Below are 17,319 nucleotides of genomic sequence, written 5' to 3'. Positions count from 1 at the left end.
CAATAATCGAGACTCGGTCCGAGAGCGCTTGTAATAGGTGAGACTTTCCTGAATCCAGATCTTTTTTAGTTGGTCAAGTTTAGAGATGGGCGTTTCGGGTCGAGTATTTTCCCGTTCTTCACCTGCCGGATTAGCCTTGGTTCTTCTCTGTCACCTCTTTCTGATTCACTGCAAGTATTGGAACCTCGCTCCCATGGCCTTCCCCAGGGTGGCCGTTACGTACTCTCACCACTGCTATGCTTTGGCGTTTCTGGAGCGGAGTCAGATCAGAATGTCAGGGGAATATTCGCTATCGGATGTGTTGGAAAGGATGTACGAAAACCAGCTTGCACTGGAGGCGGCGTTGATGGAGCTGACGCTCCACGCCGAGAAGCAGGGGCTGAACGAAGTAGGAGAAAATGTCCGCGGTGCGTTGTTCGCGATTGGTGAAAACGCCGGCCACATCAAGCAAGGTTTTGCAAAGCTGAAGTCTAACGGCCTCTGATCAAAGCTATTGCAGTGCCAAATACTAAGGCGTTTCCAACGCAATGTGGCTGATCGGCTTGCTCCCATGAACCGGGCCGCTCAGGAGCCTGTTTTTACAGACGAAGGGCATCTGTAAATGTGCCGCGCTGTTCTAGAATTATCTTCCCTTCCTCAATGTGGTTGTGTTCGGTATGCGTCAGAGCAACCCAGCTTTCTGTGGAGCGCTCAAACGGACATGATGCTTGACCACTCGTAGAACCAATGCCCTTAAAAGGGGGCAAATAGCGAGCCTTAGGTCAGAGTGCGCTGGGTAGCATCGTTGGCAAAATAGCCCATAGGTGCCCTATGTCCTCTACCGTCTACATGGGTCAAGAGATCTCTCAGACCCGAAAAAGCCGATCCATGACGCGCAGCCTTTCCGGTGTTTTCCCCTTTCGTGGCCAAGGCATTTACTACGAGTCGGGCCTTGAGCGTGATTTCATTCGGATCTGGTCGCTATCCCCCGAAGTGGTCGCGCTTGTGGCGCAGCCGGTTCAGGTTCCCTTCACTGCTCACAATGGGCGTGAGTACATTCATACCCCGGACTTCTTCGTTCAGTTTGATGAAGAGCTCAATCTGAAACCGCTACTGGTTGAAGTAAAGCCTCGTGAGGACTGGAAAGAGAACTGGCGACTTTGGCTACCCAAGTGGAAAGCCGCGTGGCGTTTCGCCCGTGATCAGGGGTGGGAGTTCCGTATCTTCGATGAGTCTCGCATTCGTGGTATCCGCCTGAAGAACGTCGAGTTCTTGCAGCGTTATCGGAACATGGCGCTGGATCCGAATCTGACGGAAGTCATTCTGGCGAAACTATCGATGATGCGGCGCGCGCCTTTTCACGCGTTGTTGGCTCTACATTTTCATGGTCATGAGGCGATCGGCCGATCCCATCTCTGGCACCTGATTGCCACCGGCCAGACTTGGACCGATCTGGACCAGGAACTCGACGAGTTTTCTATCGTGAGGTGCCATGATGAGCGCTTCTGAGATCCAGAGTCATGCTCTGAACAGGACAGCCTTGAAGATCCAAGTGGGTGAGTTTGTACGCCATCACAAGGAGACCTACAAAATCGCGTTGCTGGTGGATTTCCACCATGTGCTTGGTCAGAACGTCGAGTCGGGCATTTCCAAGTTGCTGCCGATCGCTGAGTTGAAAAGGCCTGAAGGCAAAAATGGGCGTGTGTATGCAAGCGGCCTTGATTTGGCGCGAATCGCGGATAAACAGTGGGCAATTGCCGAACAGCGCTACGCCATTATCGCCCCACTTCTGGCCAATGACATGCACGTGGAAGGCGCTGTGCTCAAGCGCGCCAAGGACTGCGGCGTCAGTAAGGCAACGGTCTATCGATGGCTGTATGCCTATACCGAAGGCAGCCGTTTCTTGAGTCTGTTGCCCCAGGCTCGAGGCTGGAAGAAAGGCAATGCACGCGTCTGTACCGAGGTGGAAGACATCATCGGCAATGTCATTCAAACGCTCTACCTGAGTACTCGCCGGTATACGATTAAAGACGTGCACGATGAAGTGGCCAAGATCTGCCGACTGCGAGGACTCAAGGCTCCGTCCATCCCAACTGTTAGTCTGCGCATCAGGAAGGTTCCTGCCAGACAAGTGCTCAAGGCCAGGGGCTATGCAGATATCGCTTCTGACACTTATGAGGCGCGTCCCGGTAAGTACTCTGCCGACTACCCCTTGCACCGGATTCAGATCGACCACAGCCCGGCAGACGTCATGATTGTTGATGACGTACATCGCATCTCGATCGGCCGCCCGTGGGTGACTATGGCCATCGATATGTACTCGCGGATGGTCGTCGGCTACTTCATATCATTAGATGCCCCGTCGGCAGTATCAGTAGCCATGTGTCTAGTTCAAGCGATGCTGCCCAAGAATGAATGGCTCACCCATCATCAGGTTTCAGGTGAATGGCCTGTTTGGGGGTTACCGTACGAAATCCACAGCGACAACGGACCAGATTTCAAAACCAAGAGCCTGATTCAGGCCTGTACTGCCCACAACATCGAGCGGCAGTTCCGCCCTCGCAAGCGACCTCACTGGGGCGGACACATCGAGTCGCTGATGGAGGAGAACGCGAAGGTATTCAGCAAGCTGCAAGGAGCCACTCAGCGCAACCCCAACAGTCGTGGAGACGTCGATTCTGACAAAGAGGCGACGATGAGCTTTGACGCGCTAGAGAAGTGGTTGGTGCACACTATTTTGATCTACAACAACAAGCCGCATAGCGGCATCTTGTTCAAACCTCCCATAGCCATGTGGAGTGAGGCCTTCTGGGGGCCGAAGGCATTTTGTGGCATGCCGCCGATTCCTGAGGACCCCTTGTCCTTGCAACTGGACTTCTTACCCTCTGAATACCGCACCATCCAGACCTACGGCGTCGAGTGGGATGCGATGTATTACGCAGAGGCGCTTCGTCCCTGGATTAACCAGGTTGATCCAAAGACGGGGAAAAAAATGCAATTTCTGTTTCGGCGGGATCTGCGAGATATCAACTTTATTTGGTTTTTTGATCCGGGCCTTAATAGGTACTTCCGAGTGCCTTTGGCGGACGGGCGATTTAATAGTGTCTCCGTGGCGGAATACGTTAAGGCCAAGCGCGAGCTGAAAAAAGAGAACCTGGCTTCGGTGGACAACGACACTATTTGGAGGCACATCGAAGAGAGAAGAGTTATCGAAGATGAGGAATCGAGCAGAACCAAAGCGGCCAGACGAAGTGCGCAGAAGACCAAGAACAATGCCAGAGGCACGACGCCAGCAACCGTCCTACTAGGGCAGCAACGGGACAGCCTTCCTAGGCCACAACCGGTGTTACCGGTCGATGATGCATGGGGTGATGATGACGATGTTCCGCTGTATGGAGGTGTGGCATGAGCAACTACTCTCATCTGCTGCAGGAATTCAGGCCAATCATGGAGCTTTCAGATGCTGAGCGCTTAGCGTTCATCAAGTCCCGATGGATTGATTACGAGCTTTCACAAAACCTGTTTGAGCAGTTGTACGCCAAGCTCTGTGGTCATCGAGACGTGCCGGACTTTTTCATCATTGGGGAGTCCCGGATGGGTAAATCATCCCTGGTGGACAGGTTCATAGCGGTGCATGGGGATGAATATGTGAATGAGGATGGTTGTAGGATTCGGCCGATCATCAAGGTCGAAGTCAGTAAACCAAGCCTGCGAATGTTCTATTGCTCGATCCTCAACTGCTCCAACTCACCATTTAATCCCGATGCCAGTGAGATGAAGCTGCGCTACAAGGTGGAGAGCCTTCTCACGACAGGCCATACCAAGATGCTCATCATCGATGAAGTTCAAACTATAGCTAATGGAACGTCACGGCAAGTTGCCGACTTCATGAATGAGATCAAGTGTCTGACGAATACCTTGAAGCTGGCAGTCGTCGGCGTTGGTATGCCCAGCGCCAACAAGTTGCTCATGCTTGAGCGTCAATACGCCGCCCGGTTTGTAACAGTGGAGCTTCCTGTGTGGGCACCTTCTCTTGGTTTCAGACAACTGCTGAAGGGTTTTGAATCCTGGCTGCCACTTAAGCAACCCTCCAATCTTGCGAGCAAGGAGATTGCGGCGCTGATTCTTAAACGAAGCCAAGGTATTACGGGCTACGTGGAAGAAATCCTTTTTCACAGTGCTCGCAAAGCTATCGAAACGGGCAAGGAAAAGATCGATCTCGAGCTGTTGGAGAAGTACCAATGGTCTCCCGATGCTTCTGGCATGAGGAAGTACGTCCAGTAGGCCAGAAGTGGCCATGGGTGCCAGTGATGCAGCGTGACGAGCTGTTTTCTTCGTGGTTGATCCGCTGCGCTCTGAGCAATGCCTGCGATGCGGTGGAGATGGCACGCAATATCTGGCCCAAGCGTCGGATATGGACAGGTGATTGTGATTTGAACCTCTGTTCATTGTGTCTGAGCGACCTGCAAGATCGCTCCGGCATTTCCGCCGCGGCGCTTATTGATTCCTCATTGGTTCCAATCTGCGTGTCGATGGGGTTGAAACTTCCTCCAGTGGGCATTACGCCTTGGGTGCTATCACTGGGAGAGAGAAATCTGCGTCGAGCCGGCGGTTTGCAGTATTGCCCTTGCTGTTTTGCCGAGTCCCCTTTCTACCGACTTCAATGGCGGCTGGCTTGGTACTCCTGTTGTCCTGATCATGGAGTAAAACTTCGCGATAGTTGCCCCCACTGTTCCGCTGTCATATCCCCACATCGGCTTGATTATCGGGCTCGTAACCTTGCGCGGTGCCATGAATGCGCTGGGTTGTTGTCTGCGGTTGATGCCCATGACGGGGGAGCCGACGAGATAGAACTTATCCGACAAGCCGATTTGATTCTTCAGGGGCGGCCGGTCGGCCCCAACTGGCCTGTGATGCCCGTAGCAGAAGGATTTTCTTTCCTGAAAGGTCTGTTTAGATTGGTGCGCATATTGGCAAATAGCCCCTCGGTCGCGGGAAAACAATTCTTGGCCGCTGTTGGTGTGGATAGCGCTTCGCTAACGACGGCGGTGGATATTGGGTTGAAGTTGGAGTGCCTGAGTAACGAGGAGCGATCGCACTTTTTGTCTGCAGTGAGCCGAATCCTATTGGCCGGCGCTGATCGCTTCCGGATAGCAGCTGAAAGTGCTCAATTATGCCCTTCAATTCGTGATGCGGTAGCTGGTTCTGGTCAACCCTATCTAGCGCAACTTTTGCCGCAGCGACCGCGCCGCGGCTATGTCAAAACTCTCCCCCCATCGTGCTCAAGTCCCAAATCCCCGTGCTCAGTGTTGAAGGCCTGGTTGCGCTTCAAAAGAAAAATGCTTCGTACACAGGGGCGCTTGTGATCAACAAAAAACGATTGTTGAAGGAACGGTGTCTTGATTAGTTCTCTACCCCTTGCATGCACCTGCCATGAGTGTGGGCGCGCGATGAGCAAGGCCAAGAAGGTTTACCAAGAAAAACGATTCTGCGAAGCGTGCTATGCCCGGCTGTTTAAACGAAAAATCTGCCCGGGTTGTGGCAACTTTGCCCGTCTTCCGCAGTTTGATGCTTCCGCGATCTGCCGCACATGCGAAGTGAAGAAGCCCTGTGTTCGTTGCCATCGTTCCGGCTTGAAGATCGGTAGACTCACGGCGCGAGGGCCTGCATGTGTCTCCTGTGCGCATTATTTTAGTACGCCGCAGCCGTGTGAGCGTTGTGCAACTCCTTCCACTCGCTTGGTCAGAACTCAAGTCGACGACCGACTGCTACGGTGTTGTACTGCCTGTCAGTCCAAGTTGAAAAACGCATGTTGCTCTGCCTGCAGGCGGCCCAGGGTGGTCGTTTCGGTAGATGGACCGGCGCTGTGCAAAAAGTGTTTTGAATTAGGAGAGGTTCCCTGTCCACGCTGCGACAAGCTGATGCCTGCCGGGTTGGGCAACGCTTGCATGGAGTGCTTCTGGAATTCATCTTTTGAGGCGCGAAGGGACCGTCTGTTGTGCGAGATTGGGGACGAGCGCCTCTATACAGCGATGGGTGGCTTTTCTGTCTGGCTCAAAGCACGTCGCGGGGCTCAGTTTGCCGCATTGAACATGCATCGTTACCAGCCATTTATGGAGGCCTTACATCTGCATTGGGCGTCGTTACCTCCTTACGCCGAGTTGGTTGCCCATTTCGGTGCGGAGACGCTCCGGCGGTCGCGTTCAGTGGTGATCTGGCTCGCTGAGTGTGGGAGGTTGGTGGTTGATTCGCAGGCCAGAGAGGACTCAAGCGATCAACGTCGTATCAGTCAGTTCCTGCAGTACTTTCCTGACGGAGTCGCCAAGGAAGCACTTCAGGCTTACCAGCGGGAGCTGAGTGAGCGCTCTGTGAAGCTACGGACGATTCGCCTGGCACTTGGCTGTGCACTGCGCCTTTTACGCCGTTGTGACGGTTCGGGTCAGGCGCTCCCGAGCCAACGTGTACTGCGCCTGTTTCTTCGCACTCGACCAGGCCTGCAAGCATCGCTGTTTGGCTTCGTGAGCTTTTTAAATCGCCATTATGCGTTGCGACTTGACGCTCGCTTAGACCGGGGATGGCTAGCCAAGGCTGCCAGTCATGTTGCAGAGGCCAAATTGGCATCACTCTATGTGACGACCTCTGGAGAGCTGACGAAGGATGAATGGATCAGAGCGGCCATGGCCTATTTTCATAGAATCAAGCTCCCATCGCGTGAGTTGCTGCAGTATGAGGAGCAGGCTGAGGGTGACCAGCGTGGCGTCATCGTGAAGTTTGAAGGACAGGCGTATTGGGTCCCTGAGCGACGGGCTCCGCACTCAGCCTAAGCAAACTAGGATTTAAGTGCCGGATCAGACGAACCTAGGTTAATTGCTCTCCCTTGCTCGTTAGACAGACGAGCAACGTGAGCGGAGCTGAGTGTTCGGCAGGTAATTATTTTGAGTATTCGTGTCCGTTCGTCTCTTAAAATTGATCGCGAATTCTATAAAACGAACATTATGCGCAATTATGCGAAAATTCATAATTTGACTTTGGTGCAGTTTTTGGCGTCGAAACAAGGCTTGTAGGACGCTTATCAAAACAGTGTGAACGTGACAGTTGGGTATTTGCACAGACTTGCCCCCCCATTTGCATTCAACCTGACCAGTCATTTGCATCGGATTTGGCCATCACGCTGCGTGGTCATGACCGGCAGAGAACGGCCAGGAGCGGTCTGTCGTCGGTGTCTGCTTTCGGGGGAAGCTTTGAACTTACGGCAGCATCAAAGTCCCAGTCGTGCGAGACTTTCGGGACTAATATCGCCCCCAGACGAATCGCAATATGGGCTGTGAGGGTGGTGTTAATGGCTATGTCATCGGCGTGGCCGTGACGACGGTGCTGCTCCGTACGTGCAATAACGCCTCAGCAGAGTCCTAGAACCCCTTCAGCCATTCCCAAAGTTGGATCACCCTATGAACCCTGCAGGCATCGACACTAGTGCACTACTCACCATGCTGGGCTTGATTGCCGCGGTGTGGGCGGTCGTGCCAAGCACTGCTAGGCTCAGCTTTCGGTTGAGCCTGAACTGGTTCGACTGGCTGGTCATCTGGACCGCATTGCTCATCATCCATGGGTTCTTCTTCGAGCCCGTACTCACCACACTTGGATTCCCTACCTTTGGACCTTGGCTGTGGGGTTTCGACAAGAGCGCCACCCAGTACCTGCTGTTCTTGCTCCTCGCCGTGTTCGTCTACTGGCGGTCGCGCAGAACGAGGCTGACGCGGTGGAGCCTCGGACTCTTCGATGACCTGACCACGTCGCTCTTGCACGCCGGGAAACTCGAGGAACTCGCCGACTTGCTGCATCGTCATCTCGCATCGGCGCTGAACCTCGCGGCGTCGAAGAGCGTGCGAAGTCGCTTGGCCAACTCCATACGGCCACCGCGTCCTGGCTTCCAAGTCGTCTTCCGAGACGACGGGTCCATCTCGTTAGGAGAGGGGGCTCCGACGAACCGGCTATTCCGCAAATGGTTTAGCTTTCGCGAATGGCTTGCCGACCTGGTTGGCCCTTCGCAGCGGGTGCAGCGCCGTGCTGCAATCGTCGTGAAGCGACTGCTGTCATCCCGCCGCCTGGCCGGACACCTCGCCATCGCTCGACCATACCTTTGTATGGAGGTTATGGAGCGCGCAAAGCGCTTTGTGGGAGACTTCCAAGACGAGTTCTTCGACGCACTGTTGGCCAATGAGGCTAGCGTCTTCTACAGCGAGCTCAAGAACAACGACAACTTCGGCGAGGGCGGGCACCGCCTGGCGCTTCCTGATGAGAACCGCCTCTTGCGGTTCTATTGTGTCGATGTTGATGTGGCCGCCCGTCTCGGGGTTTACCGATCTGTCGGCGAGGCCGTACTCGCGCGAATTGATGCGGATGAAGTTCTCGAAAAGAAGCTCAATGGACGGCTGTTGACCTTTCAAGATGTTGGAAAGCACCACGACCCAGTTTATGCGGGCATCCGGTTCTTCAGGATCATGGTTCTGGAGGGCTTACATCAGCGTGTCGCCGACCATTTGTGGCTCCACTACATGCCTCATTTCGCCAGCCGCTTAGTCGACCGCGCTCGCGAAGTTCGGCCGGAAGACGAAAACCACGAGTTCCCAACGCCGCTAGGCTACCTGCTGTACGAAGTCGTTGACACTACTGCGGTGTGGGTGATGGATGCCGAAGCTCTGACTAAGCCTGGCGACGTGCTGCTTCCAGACCAGCGGAAAGGCAATCACATTCACATTTCCTTCGAAGCCGCGGAAGCAATCGGCCGTGTTATCCAGGCCATCCTGATGTCGTCGCGCGTGCCCCGCCGACTCAAGGTCGAACTGCTTGGTGTGGCGCTCACCACCCTGCGGAACCTGGAACAGCATGCGCACTTGGCGCCGTTGGCCGGGGTGATGCGGGCGCACCTCATCGAACCCTACGGCTTCAGGGAGCAGAACAACTATCTGTATATCCTGAAGCAATGCTTCGATGAACAGGACCATGTGCATCGGGCTCACCTGGGGCACTTTAGTGAGGAGCTCGACGCTGCTCTGGAAGCTGCGTTCTGAGAACTACGTTGAGTTCAGAGCGTGAGCAAAATCGACGCATTCCCTACGACTGCTTTGCGACTCCAGCTCCGAGGCTCCGAATGTCGCAAATGGGTCGACAGCTGCCCACCGTGAAGGACTGCTCCTGGCCGTTCTCTGCCGATCATGGCCGCAAAGCGTGGTGGTCAAATTTGATGCAACCGGTGGTCAGAACGAATGCAAATGGCTGGTAAGGTCGAATGTGAGCGGTGGTCAAGTGGAGTGCAATTTCGCAACAGTTACGGGCAATACCCTTAAATTCATCAGAACGCGGTGTTAGGTTTGCTTGAATTGGCCAGCAGTGCTGGCCGGTCGCGTATTCCACGTGTCAATCTTAGGAATTGATTCAGGCGAGATGTGTTTGGCGGACGCTTACCATCATAGGGACGCGGAAAACGAAAAACCTGCGTCACCGCAGGCTTTCTTTGCCAGCTCAAATAGCTGCATCACCCGCTGTAAAGAGCGAGTTTTATCTTCAACAGCTGGCGAGCGTAAGCAGCGTTTCGCGAGTGCTCGGTTTTTTATCAATGTGCCGGATCATCAGATCGTAACTGCTAGCATCAGTGGCTTGACGAGCTGGGCGGATTTGTTGGTTCTCAAAGCGCAACGCGTCTTTTGCAGTAACCGATGCGGTGGTTTCCACAGGACTGGGGGCTGAGAAGCTCATTTCGAATTCCATCATTCTGCTCGCTTGAAGAAACGGGGATTCAGTTCGGGTTTGAAGTAATGCTTTCGATCAATCCACACGAACCCATCATGTTTGCTAATCACAGCTACGTCGATAGGTCCCGAAACGGACTCACTGGGGCGCGTAACACGCTCCTTCAGTGACTCTAGCTCAATCAAGCTCCTTGCCAAGCCCGCCATATCTGGAAGGGGAAGGGAATTTATAATATTTGAGAGCGGAGATATATGTTGGTTTCGGATTTGTTCATACCATTGGTCGGCGTGTAATTTCCGGGTTTCCTGTGTGATTTGTTCAAGCTCTTGTTGAGACAGAGGATTTTGTGCTCCACAAGCGTTCATCACTCGCTCGCCCATTTCATTCAACGCTACCAATGAGGAATCGTAGATCGTATCGAAAACGTCAGGCGACACGCCCATGCGAAAGGTATCAATCATGTGCGTGGTTGCGAACGGCTGAATTACTGCTGCCGTCGAAGCGTTCATCGCTTTGGAATCGTTCATGTTCTTCTCAACGATCAATCTATCGCCAAGAAACCCATAGCAGTCATACACCTCAAGGACAGGAAAATATTCTTCCTTGCCGTATCCGGCGATCACTACCCCTGTCAGTGGAGCGTAATTCAGGAACTGTTTGACGGCTAGCTTGATGAGTGCATTCACAAATCGTGGCACCAAGTAGGCACGCGCATCGTCTTGAATGAAAATCCCGATGCTTTGAGCCGCGACGGTTTCCCACGTCTCAGTGGTTTCTGAAACTGCGTTTGCGATGTCTACTTCGGTGAGAAGTCTATGGAGCGGCAAGTCTTCGACATCGCTCTCAGCTTGGGTCAGTGCAGCATCAATGTCATGAGCTGGCACAGATTCTAGTCCTCGAACGTCACCTACGCCCACGTGCGCGGCGATCATCTGCTGCAGGCGGAACGATGCTCCACCAACGAGCATGAGCAGTGCTTCTACCTTGCTTTCTTTTGAAAACAGCTTCTCATTATGCTGCACGAAGTCGAAGAATTTTCCTGAGTAGGTTTCGAGCTTGTCGAACTGCTCGGTGCCCAAATCTTCGCGAAAAGACTTGATGTAGAGCTCCCACGGAACGGTTTGAAGCGCGGCTGAACCGAAGATCATCAGCCCCACTGGTGCTTGTCTGGACAGCTCATACAACTTGTTGGCGCCCTTGAAATAGCGTTTCTCGAGTTCCCCGTTTTTCCAAGTTGTCACGGTCGTGGCGCTATCGGCGGCAAGCACCACGGCAGTTCGGCTCATAATCGCGATTTCTGCCGTCATCCCAATTCCCTTCGTAATATCGCGGCTGAATGATGGCAATATGCCTGAGGCAGGCGACGATTGCTATACAGGATCCTGCCTCGTCGGCCGGTTCAAATGTGGGCCAGGAAACGGAAGCAGCATTGAGCGATCGCTTCTGCATGACAGACGATGTAGTCGGTGCATATTGGGCTTCAGCGTTGAAACGCTCAAATAAACACGCATTGGCCTTACACCCAGCATCCGCTTCATGTGATGAGCACTGGATAGCTTAGACGGAGAGCGCTGGGGTGCAGGGTTTACATCGCGCAACTCGATCTGGTCAGCTACATGCTGAGCTTCAGGTGCGCTCGCGACGGTGCTTCAAATCAATGATTGTGTTCAAAGCATTGGCTGCAGCTTTGTCGAGAAGCGCATTAGAATCTGACCCCCAATGGTGCGGAAAAATGTAGCACTGATAATCAAAAGGCCAGCTCATATTTTTGAAGACACCGTTGTGCTCAGGCAGCTCTTGATCGATATGGCCGCAGATTTGTTTTATCCGGGATCTGTCTTGGTCATGGATATGACAGATCAGCCCGCAAAACGACTGCTCCTTTGGCTCGAGGTCTTTACCTATCCAGCGATAGCGCTGGATCTCTGCGACTAGGTATAAATCAGCGCCTTCGGTTACCAAGAGGTACATCATTCCCCGGCGAACATCTTCTTTAATCGTGATCCATTTATTTTGTCTCTCAAACTCTTCAGCCCGCGCTTGAGGATCTCTATGCTCCCAGGTTGGGCCAAGCTCCAACCTATCAGAGAAGGCAATACACTTTGGGGGACCTTCTGTGTAGGCATCGTCAGGCACATACCAGGACAATCCATCGATCTTTTTCCGTTGTGCCATCCGGCTGAAGGCTTTCCACATTTCTATCAGCGCGCCTTGGGCCTCAATGTCGATCGTATTTGCACTGACAGTCATCTTGCTCGTCGTAGCGTCACCTTGGCCCTGACTATCTCCAGTTCCGTATTTGTCCGGTAAGTCCTTGTCCTTTGGAACGAACCTCACCTGGCCAAATGGCTTCTCCACTTTTGTGCGAGTGCTTTCTCGCGTGGTAATGAATTCAAACTCTTCAGCGTCAATATCTTCATGGATGTAGTTGCTGATGGGTTGATGCGAGTCGGTCATCACGATGTCGAGATCACTCTCAGCAAGCCGCCGCCCTTTTTCCAATGGGGTCGCCAAATCACCGGGAGCATTCTCATCCCGTGCGTTCGCCACGCGACGGATGTCGATCTTGAGTCCTGGAGGCTCACGAGTGCCCACCAAAGCCGTGCAGATGAATTGGGTTTTGCCTTGCGTCCAGAAGCCGCGGCATTTGAGGGTCGTAGCTCCAAGAAACCACGGTCTGACCTGCAAACTATGAGGCTGTCCCGATTTGAAGCTTTTTGGGTTCACTTGGCTAAAAAGGTGTTTAGCAGCTCGCGTCGCACATCCGTCTCCATTGGCGAGCAGCGCCAAGATAGCTTTGTCTTTTTGCAGCATATCTCTGTGCGGATACACGACTAGCTGATCTGGCAAGTTTCTCTCTTCCAGCGGGGTTGGCTGTGCCAGCAGACGACTCAACACTTCTGGCCACTCGTAAGTGGTCAAGATTCGTGGAATTTCTGAACCTAGCGAATAGCCGCTCACCAGGAAATCAATGCAATTTACTATCAAGGATTTGCCATCCGGCAAAGTAAACCTCAACAGCCAGTCGTCGTCGCATTGCTCAGGAAGAAGGTACGGGCTACTAGGAGCACAGAGCTGGTATCGGCTAGCACGATTCCATTTCCAGCCGTAGCTGAAGTCGACATCGAAATACTGAGTGGTCATGCTCACCTTGGCGACCGGGTATCCCTCCTGGAGGATTACACCCATTTGGTACAACCGCAGACGACTAAGAGCGATCTCACGAACTTCTATCTTGTCTGTCAGCTTGTCGGCATCGAGAGCGCGAAACACGACGTTCACCAAAGGAACAGTATTGTCGGCGAAGTTTCTGACGATTTTGCTGTACCACCAGACAATCCATTCACCGGGCGGGAGCTTGAGGTCTAGCTCTCTCGAACGCTTGCGCGAGCGAGACAGAGCTAGTTTTTCGCGCTTGATCTGATCCGGCACTGCGATTTCTAGTGCTGAATCTAATGAGATTTCCATTGTGGGAAGATTCAAGGATCTACCTGTCGCTCTGCTCGTTGAATATTGAGGCCAGCGGTGCCCTTAACTGCACCACTGAATCCGACCTTTTTTGAGCCAGAAATGGGACTTGCAGCCATTTTTCAGCCATACCGATGGATGGACCGAGGGGTGGCCTTCGGCATCCACGTTGTAATCCCATCTTGGACTTGCCTCATCAATCACCAAGAGCTCAATCGTGCGCCCGCATCCGCAGGGACACTGCAGGCCAACCGACCAGTCCTCTCGGCTCTCTTGCATCAGAATTACGGAGCGAATTGGCATTTTTTTGGGCAGGGAGTCTCCTTTGATAACGACCAACCGCCTAGGCGGAAGGACGTCATCAAATTTCAAAACCAGCCTGCGCCAGAGTCCACGCAGCATGTCCATTTCTTACACTCCCAAAGGTGGTAGACCCAACAGCGGCTCGTGATCACCATTGCCGAGGAGCATGTTAGTGCTCTTGACGAAGGAAGCCTCAGACGCAAAGTCCTCAAGACACCCTGAGAGTGTGAAGAGGGTTTGTGCGTAGTCGCTGTTATCTTCTTCACGGAAGGGAAATGCTCGGGCGATGAACTCGTTGACGCATGCACTGGCTGCTCGCATGTTCAACGTGATCACAGAAGGCGCCTCCTCATGCATTCCGGTGATATAGCCCCTGGCGACTCGGTCGCGATGAGCCTCCGGGTCTGAGTTGAGCAGCTCCTCAGCGTGTAAGGATTCCGGCGTGTAAATTCTGCGGTCACTCAGCGTTGGCCCACCTGGACGCACGAAGTCGATTCGTCCCTGTACGTCATGAATCTTTCGTTTCCCCGTACGCGATAACCTCGTAGGGATTGTCACCCCGACGTCAAACAAAGGGGTGAGGAAGGATGACGACATGAGGTCGCAAATCAGTCGCCCCTGTTGAGAATCCACGCAGCAAAAAATGACATCAGCATCAGCTACCGCCAGAACCGTTTCTCTATCGAAAACCGAAGCGTTAATGGGATGAGCGATTCGGGTGCCCCTAATACGCTCAACAGCGTCGGCAAGGACATCCACTTTGGGGCGGCCAGCTTTGGCATCTGCGAGGGTCGAGTTGAGGATCCGATTCAGGTTTTTTTCTTCCACCTGATCGTGATCGATGAGAAGGAGTTTTCCGAAACCCAACCTTGCCAGCTGTTCAGTCACGACGGAGCCCGTGCCTGAGACGCCGATAACGGCCGCGGTCAGCTTGGAGAGGGAGACTGTCATTTCTGAGGTGAAAGCCATACCAGGTTGCTGTCCTGACATATCACATGGCCAGAAGCAGATGTTGTTTCCCGGGACGTTCACAATCGCGATGTCTTCTACTGACGAATCCGGATGGTAGACACGGGCGCGCATGGCGCCGCCAGGAATCATGATGGCAGAGCCATGAATGGCCTCTGCCCCTTGGGCGAGCGAGACCATAGTGCTTTCATCGCTGTTGTCATCAGCCAACGAGAAGTCGAACAAACCACCCGGGTGCGAATGCACCAGGATGATCGACAGCGATTGCGGGAGCGCTTCGTCTATCGCCAGTTCTAGATACTCGCCAGGCCAGGTAAGCGCGTCGGGCTTGCGAACCTTGCACTCTTCGTGAGGCACCAATATCACCTTCTTCGAGAGAAGTTTCAGCGCAGAGCCAGGCGAACGTGTACAGATGAGGATGGCTGCGGCCTCCTTACCGTCGCCCGGGAACAGGTGTTCCCGGAGCGCGGCGTGGATTTCTTCCGTCAGCACAAGGCGGGATTGTGCTGTCACAGACCAACCTCCTTCAGCAGGCAACCGTCGGCCATGACCAGCTGGGTTACCACATTGTCTGTGGCCGGATCCCAGCTGCGATGACGAGACCAACCTTGGAACGTCACACCATCAATGTGGCCTGGGATGTGGGTTTGCGCGATCTCCGCACCGTTGGCCAGCCGTACGGCCGGATAAAGGTAGAACATGTCCAGCAAGGTGTTGGGATAGGTTGGGGGAATGTTCAAGGCCATCTGAACGACCGTTTCGGAGTAGCCATCCGGCAACGCGTAGCCATGAATCACCAACCAACGCCCCCCTTCACTGGTGTTACGGGTTTCCCACCGATGACCAACCGTGTCGAGATACTGTTCGTCCCGAGGCAGCAGTTTGAAATCACGGCGAAGCGGCAGAGCCGCCTCCCCGTTGTTCACATCCTTTTGAGTCAGGCGGAGCTTTTCGATACCCTCCGGACGCAAATCGATGTTGTCGCCAATTTCCAGAGCCTGCTTAGGTTGATCGCGAACCATGAGGAAGATCTGCCAGCTAAGGTTCGGGTTCAAGTTGGCCGTTACGATGGCTTCCCGCACGGACACAATGGGCTTATCGAACTCATACACTTCACCCTGGATGTTCAGTTTCCAGATTGCCTTGCGAGTGATGAAACGTTCGATTCCGTCCTTGTCCAGGTTGATCAGATGAGTGTCTTCGATCTCCTGATCAGGTTCATCCTCTCGCTCAAGCAGCAGACGCTTACCCGGCCCGACATCGGCGAGTTTGCGAACGGTGTGACCGGAGATATGTTTGCTGGGCCACTCATAGCGTGCGCCATCCACCATAAGCAGGTACTTGCGGTCAGACTCAACGACAATGAAGCGATTGACCCCGTCGCTCAAAGTTGCTGTCTCGTCTGGACGGATGTCTTCCTGGGCGCCAGATTCGAACATCTGCAAGATCACCGGTGACTGGTCGGGCTTGAACCCCGCAGCCGCGGCGATTTGGGCACCAGTTGGGGTGCTGTCTTGGAGATGAACCTGACGATAAACCAGGTCGTTGCTGGCCACTTCGATGTTGTGGCGCTGTTGGTGCTGCATTTGTTCATGTTGCATGGGTGTATCTCCTAATGATTTCCGCTCACGCGGTTATGTGGCTTGCTAAATGGCAGCCAGAATTAGCCGTAGAGGAGAGGAGTCCCAACCATTACTTGACTGGTGCGGATCACGCGGAGATACTCAGCTTTCGTTTAGAGGCATCTCGACTCGGTCCCTTCGCGCAATGTGGCGTTGCGCTATGGTTCTCAACTACATTGGATCGTCTTTCTCGTAATATCCCTGTCTGTTTCGTGTCAGCTCCTACTTTGTGCAATCTATGATTTGTGCGATCTGGGCGTAACGTTTCACCAACCCAATTGCGTTCTCTCTTTCATCGGCTGATGTGCTAGCGCATCCCAGGCCGATAACTCTGTTGTTTGAAGCCTTCACGTGAAATGTGAAATGCAACGAACTTTCAATCCTTCCGTAGAATCTGTCATAGGGCGAATGCTCTCTGCAGGACTCGATACCGTTCAAGCAACCGCCTAAGGTTCGATAGCTATCGCTTTGAAGCAGCACCTGGTTGTCCCCACTCTTGAGCTGGAAAATCCACCCGTTGTCCCCCGCTCTGCGAACCTCGTACGCTGCTTTCATCGATCATCCCTGCTATTTTCTCGTTCAGTGATTCTGTTTACCGGCAGGCCAAAAAAAGGGGCTTGCTCAAAAGCATACCCCTTTTTCTCGGTAAAGCAAGCCCTTTAAACAGATTTTCCAATCACCTGGTAGATGAACTCTTTCCCGCCACTACCAGCCGACATCTCCACACGGGTTATGAAGCCCTCTTCAGAAAGACGTTTGAGCCGGGTGCTTGCGTTCTGAACGCTCATCTCGAGCGCTTGTGCGACCTGGGTGGTGGTAACGGAGCGGTTAGCCAAGACGACATCGAGCAGAGGAAGGCTGGCTGGAGAAGGCGCGGGGCCGACAAACCGGCACTTGCCATCTATCCAGCACGTTACTCGAAAATCTCCAGATATCGCAGCACCTTCTAAGTTAGCGATTATGTCTTCATCCGCAAGATCACAAATGAAGAAGGAGATTTTTTTCGCGTACTGTTTAAAAGTGAATATAAGTGATTCGCGGAGAAACGAAACATCGGCTCCATCAATGTTCTTGAGGGATATGCCAATTGTTTTGACGCCTATAACTGAGGCAATCTTTTCCAACAACTTGGCATGAGCCTTCCTACCCCTGGCAGTACCATAGGGGTTAATGCTTCCATCCGTGAAGTCTTGAAGGTCGATTATGTAAGTTTTCTCGTTCATGTCTT

General features: G+C 53.4%; 15 protein-coding genes. 7 read left to right on the top strand and 8 right to left on the bottom strand.

Annotated elements, in window-relative coordinates; translation table 11 throughout:
- The first annotated feature begins 271 nt into the window (after positions 1–271).
- From AC07W4_RS03010 to AC07W4_RS02980, 7 genes are all read left to right on the top strand, one after another.
- Positions 272–484 (top strand): hypothetical protein, encoded by a 213-nt coding sequence (locus AC07W4_RS03010; RefSeq protein ID WP_495031443.1) that lies wholly within the window; start codon positions 272–274, stop codon positions 482–484.
- A gap of 383 nt (positions 485–867) precedes the next feature.
- Complete coding sequence (locus AC07W4_RS03005; protein ID WP_495031442.1) at positions 868–1,488, top strand: TnsA endonuclease N-terminal domain-containing protein; 621 nt, start codon at positions 868–870, stop codon at positions 1,486–1,488.
- On the top strand, positions 1,472–3,388 hold the full coding sequence (locus tag AC07W4_RS03000; RefSeq protein ID WP_495031441.1) for a TnsB C-terminal domain-containing protein: 1,917 nt from the start codon (positions 1,472–1,474) through the stop codon (positions 3,386–3,388). Before AC07W4_RS03005 ends, AC07W4_RS03000 begins: the two co-directional genes overlap by 17 nt.
- The gene (locus AC07W4_RS02995; protein ID WP_495031440.1) at positions 3,385–4,263 is read left to right on the top strand and encodes a TniB family NTP-binding protein; all 879 of its coding nucleotides are present in this window, start codon (positions 3,385–3,387) and stop codon (positions 4,261–4,263) included. The genes AC07W4_RS03000 and AC07W4_RS02995 overlap by 4 nt, the downstream gene beginning before the upstream one ends.
- On the top strand, positions 4,221–5,345 hold the full coding sequence (locus tag AC07W4_RS02990) for a TniQ family protein (protein ID WP_495031439.1): 1,125 nt from the start codon (positions 4,221–4,223) through the stop codon (positions 5,343–5,345). Before AC07W4_RS02995 ends, AC07W4_RS02990 begins: the two co-directional genes overlap by 43 nt.
- Positions 5,346–5,900: 555 nt before the next feature.
- Positions 5,901–6,803 carry a hypothetical protein gene (locus AC07W4_RS02985; RefSeq protein WP_495031438.1) on the top strand — a complete coding sequence of 301 codons (903 nt, stop codon included), beginning with the start codon at positions 5,901–5,903 and terminating at the stop codon, positions 6,801–6,803.
- Between the two features lie 624 nt (positions 6,804–7,427).
- Positions 7,428–9,050 carry a hypothetical protein gene (locus AC07W4_RS02980; RefSeq protein ID WP_495031437.1) on the top strand — a complete coding sequence of 541 codons (1,623 nt, stop codon included), beginning with the start codon at positions 7,428–7,430 and terminating at the stop codon, positions 9,048–9,050.
- A 493-nt stretch (positions 9,051–9,543) separates the two neighbouring features.
- Here AC07W4_RS02980 and AC07W4_RS02975 read toward each other — a convergent pair whose 3' ends face one another.
- From AC07W4_RS02975 to AC07W4_RS02940, 8 genes are all read right to left on the bottom strand, one after another.
- Positions 9,544–9,750 (bottom strand): hypothetical protein, encoded by a 207-nt coding sequence (locus AC07W4_RS02975; RefSeq protein WP_495031436.1) that lies wholly within the window; start codon positions 9,748–9,750, stop codon positions 9,544–9,546.
- Positions 9,747–11,036, bottom strand: a complete 1,290-nt coding sequence (locus tag AC07W4_RS02970; RefSeq protein ID WP_495031435.1) for a hypothetical protein — start codon at positions 11,034–11,036, stop codon at positions 9,747–9,749. Before AC07W4_RS02970 ends, AC07W4_RS02975 begins: the two co-directional genes overlap by 4 nt.
- A gap of 319 nt (positions 11,037–11,355) precedes the next feature.
- On the bottom strand, positions 11,356–13,212 hold the full coding sequence (locus tag AC07W4_RS02965; RefSeq protein ID WP_495031434.1) for a hypothetical protein: 1,857 nt from the start codon (positions 13,210–13,212) through the stop codon (positions 11,356–11,358).
- A gap of 48 nt (positions 13,213–13,260) precedes the next feature.
- Complete coding sequence (locus AC07W4_RS02960; RefSeq protein WP_495031433.1) at positions 13,261–13,605, bottom strand: ubiquitination-like system serine protease family protein; 345 nt, start codon at positions 13,603–13,605, stop codon at positions 13,261–13,263.
- Positions 13,606–13,608: 3 nt separating this feature from the next.
- The gene (locus AC07W4_RS02955) at positions 13,609–14,982 is read right to left on the bottom strand and encodes a ThiF family adenylyltransferase (RefSeq protein WP_495031432.1); all 1,374 of its coding nucleotides are present in this window, start codon (positions 14,980–14,982) and stop codon (positions 13,609–13,611) included.
- Positions 14,979–16,070 carry a multiubiquitin domain-containing protein gene (locus AC07W4_RS02950; RefSeq protein ID WP_495031431.1) on the bottom strand — a complete coding sequence of 364 codons (1,092 nt, stop codon included), beginning with the start codon at positions 16,068–16,070 and terminating at the stop codon, positions 14,979–14,981. The genes AC07W4_RS02955 and AC07W4_RS02950 overlap by 4 nt, the downstream gene beginning before the upstream one ends.
- A gap of 243 nt (positions 16,071–16,313) precedes the next feature.
- Positions 16,314–16,646 (bottom strand): YegP family protein, encoded by a 333-nt coding sequence (locus AC07W4_RS02945; protein WP_495031430.1) that lies wholly within the window; start codon positions 16,644–16,646, stop codon positions 16,314–16,316.
- 104 nt (positions 16,647–16,750) lie between these two features.
- Positions 16,751–17,314 (bottom strand): MarR family transcriptional regulator, encoded by a 564-nt coding sequence (locus AC07W4_RS02940; RefSeq protein ID WP_495031429.1) that lies wholly within the window; start codon positions 17,312–17,314, stop codon positions 16,751–16,753.
- Positions 17,315–17,319 lie beyond the last annotated feature (5 nt).

The sequence above is a fragment of the Pseudomonas sp. GW821-FHT02A08 genome (assembly GCF_059422045.1).
This window is presented reverse-complemented; position numbering and strand designations above follow the sequence as displayed.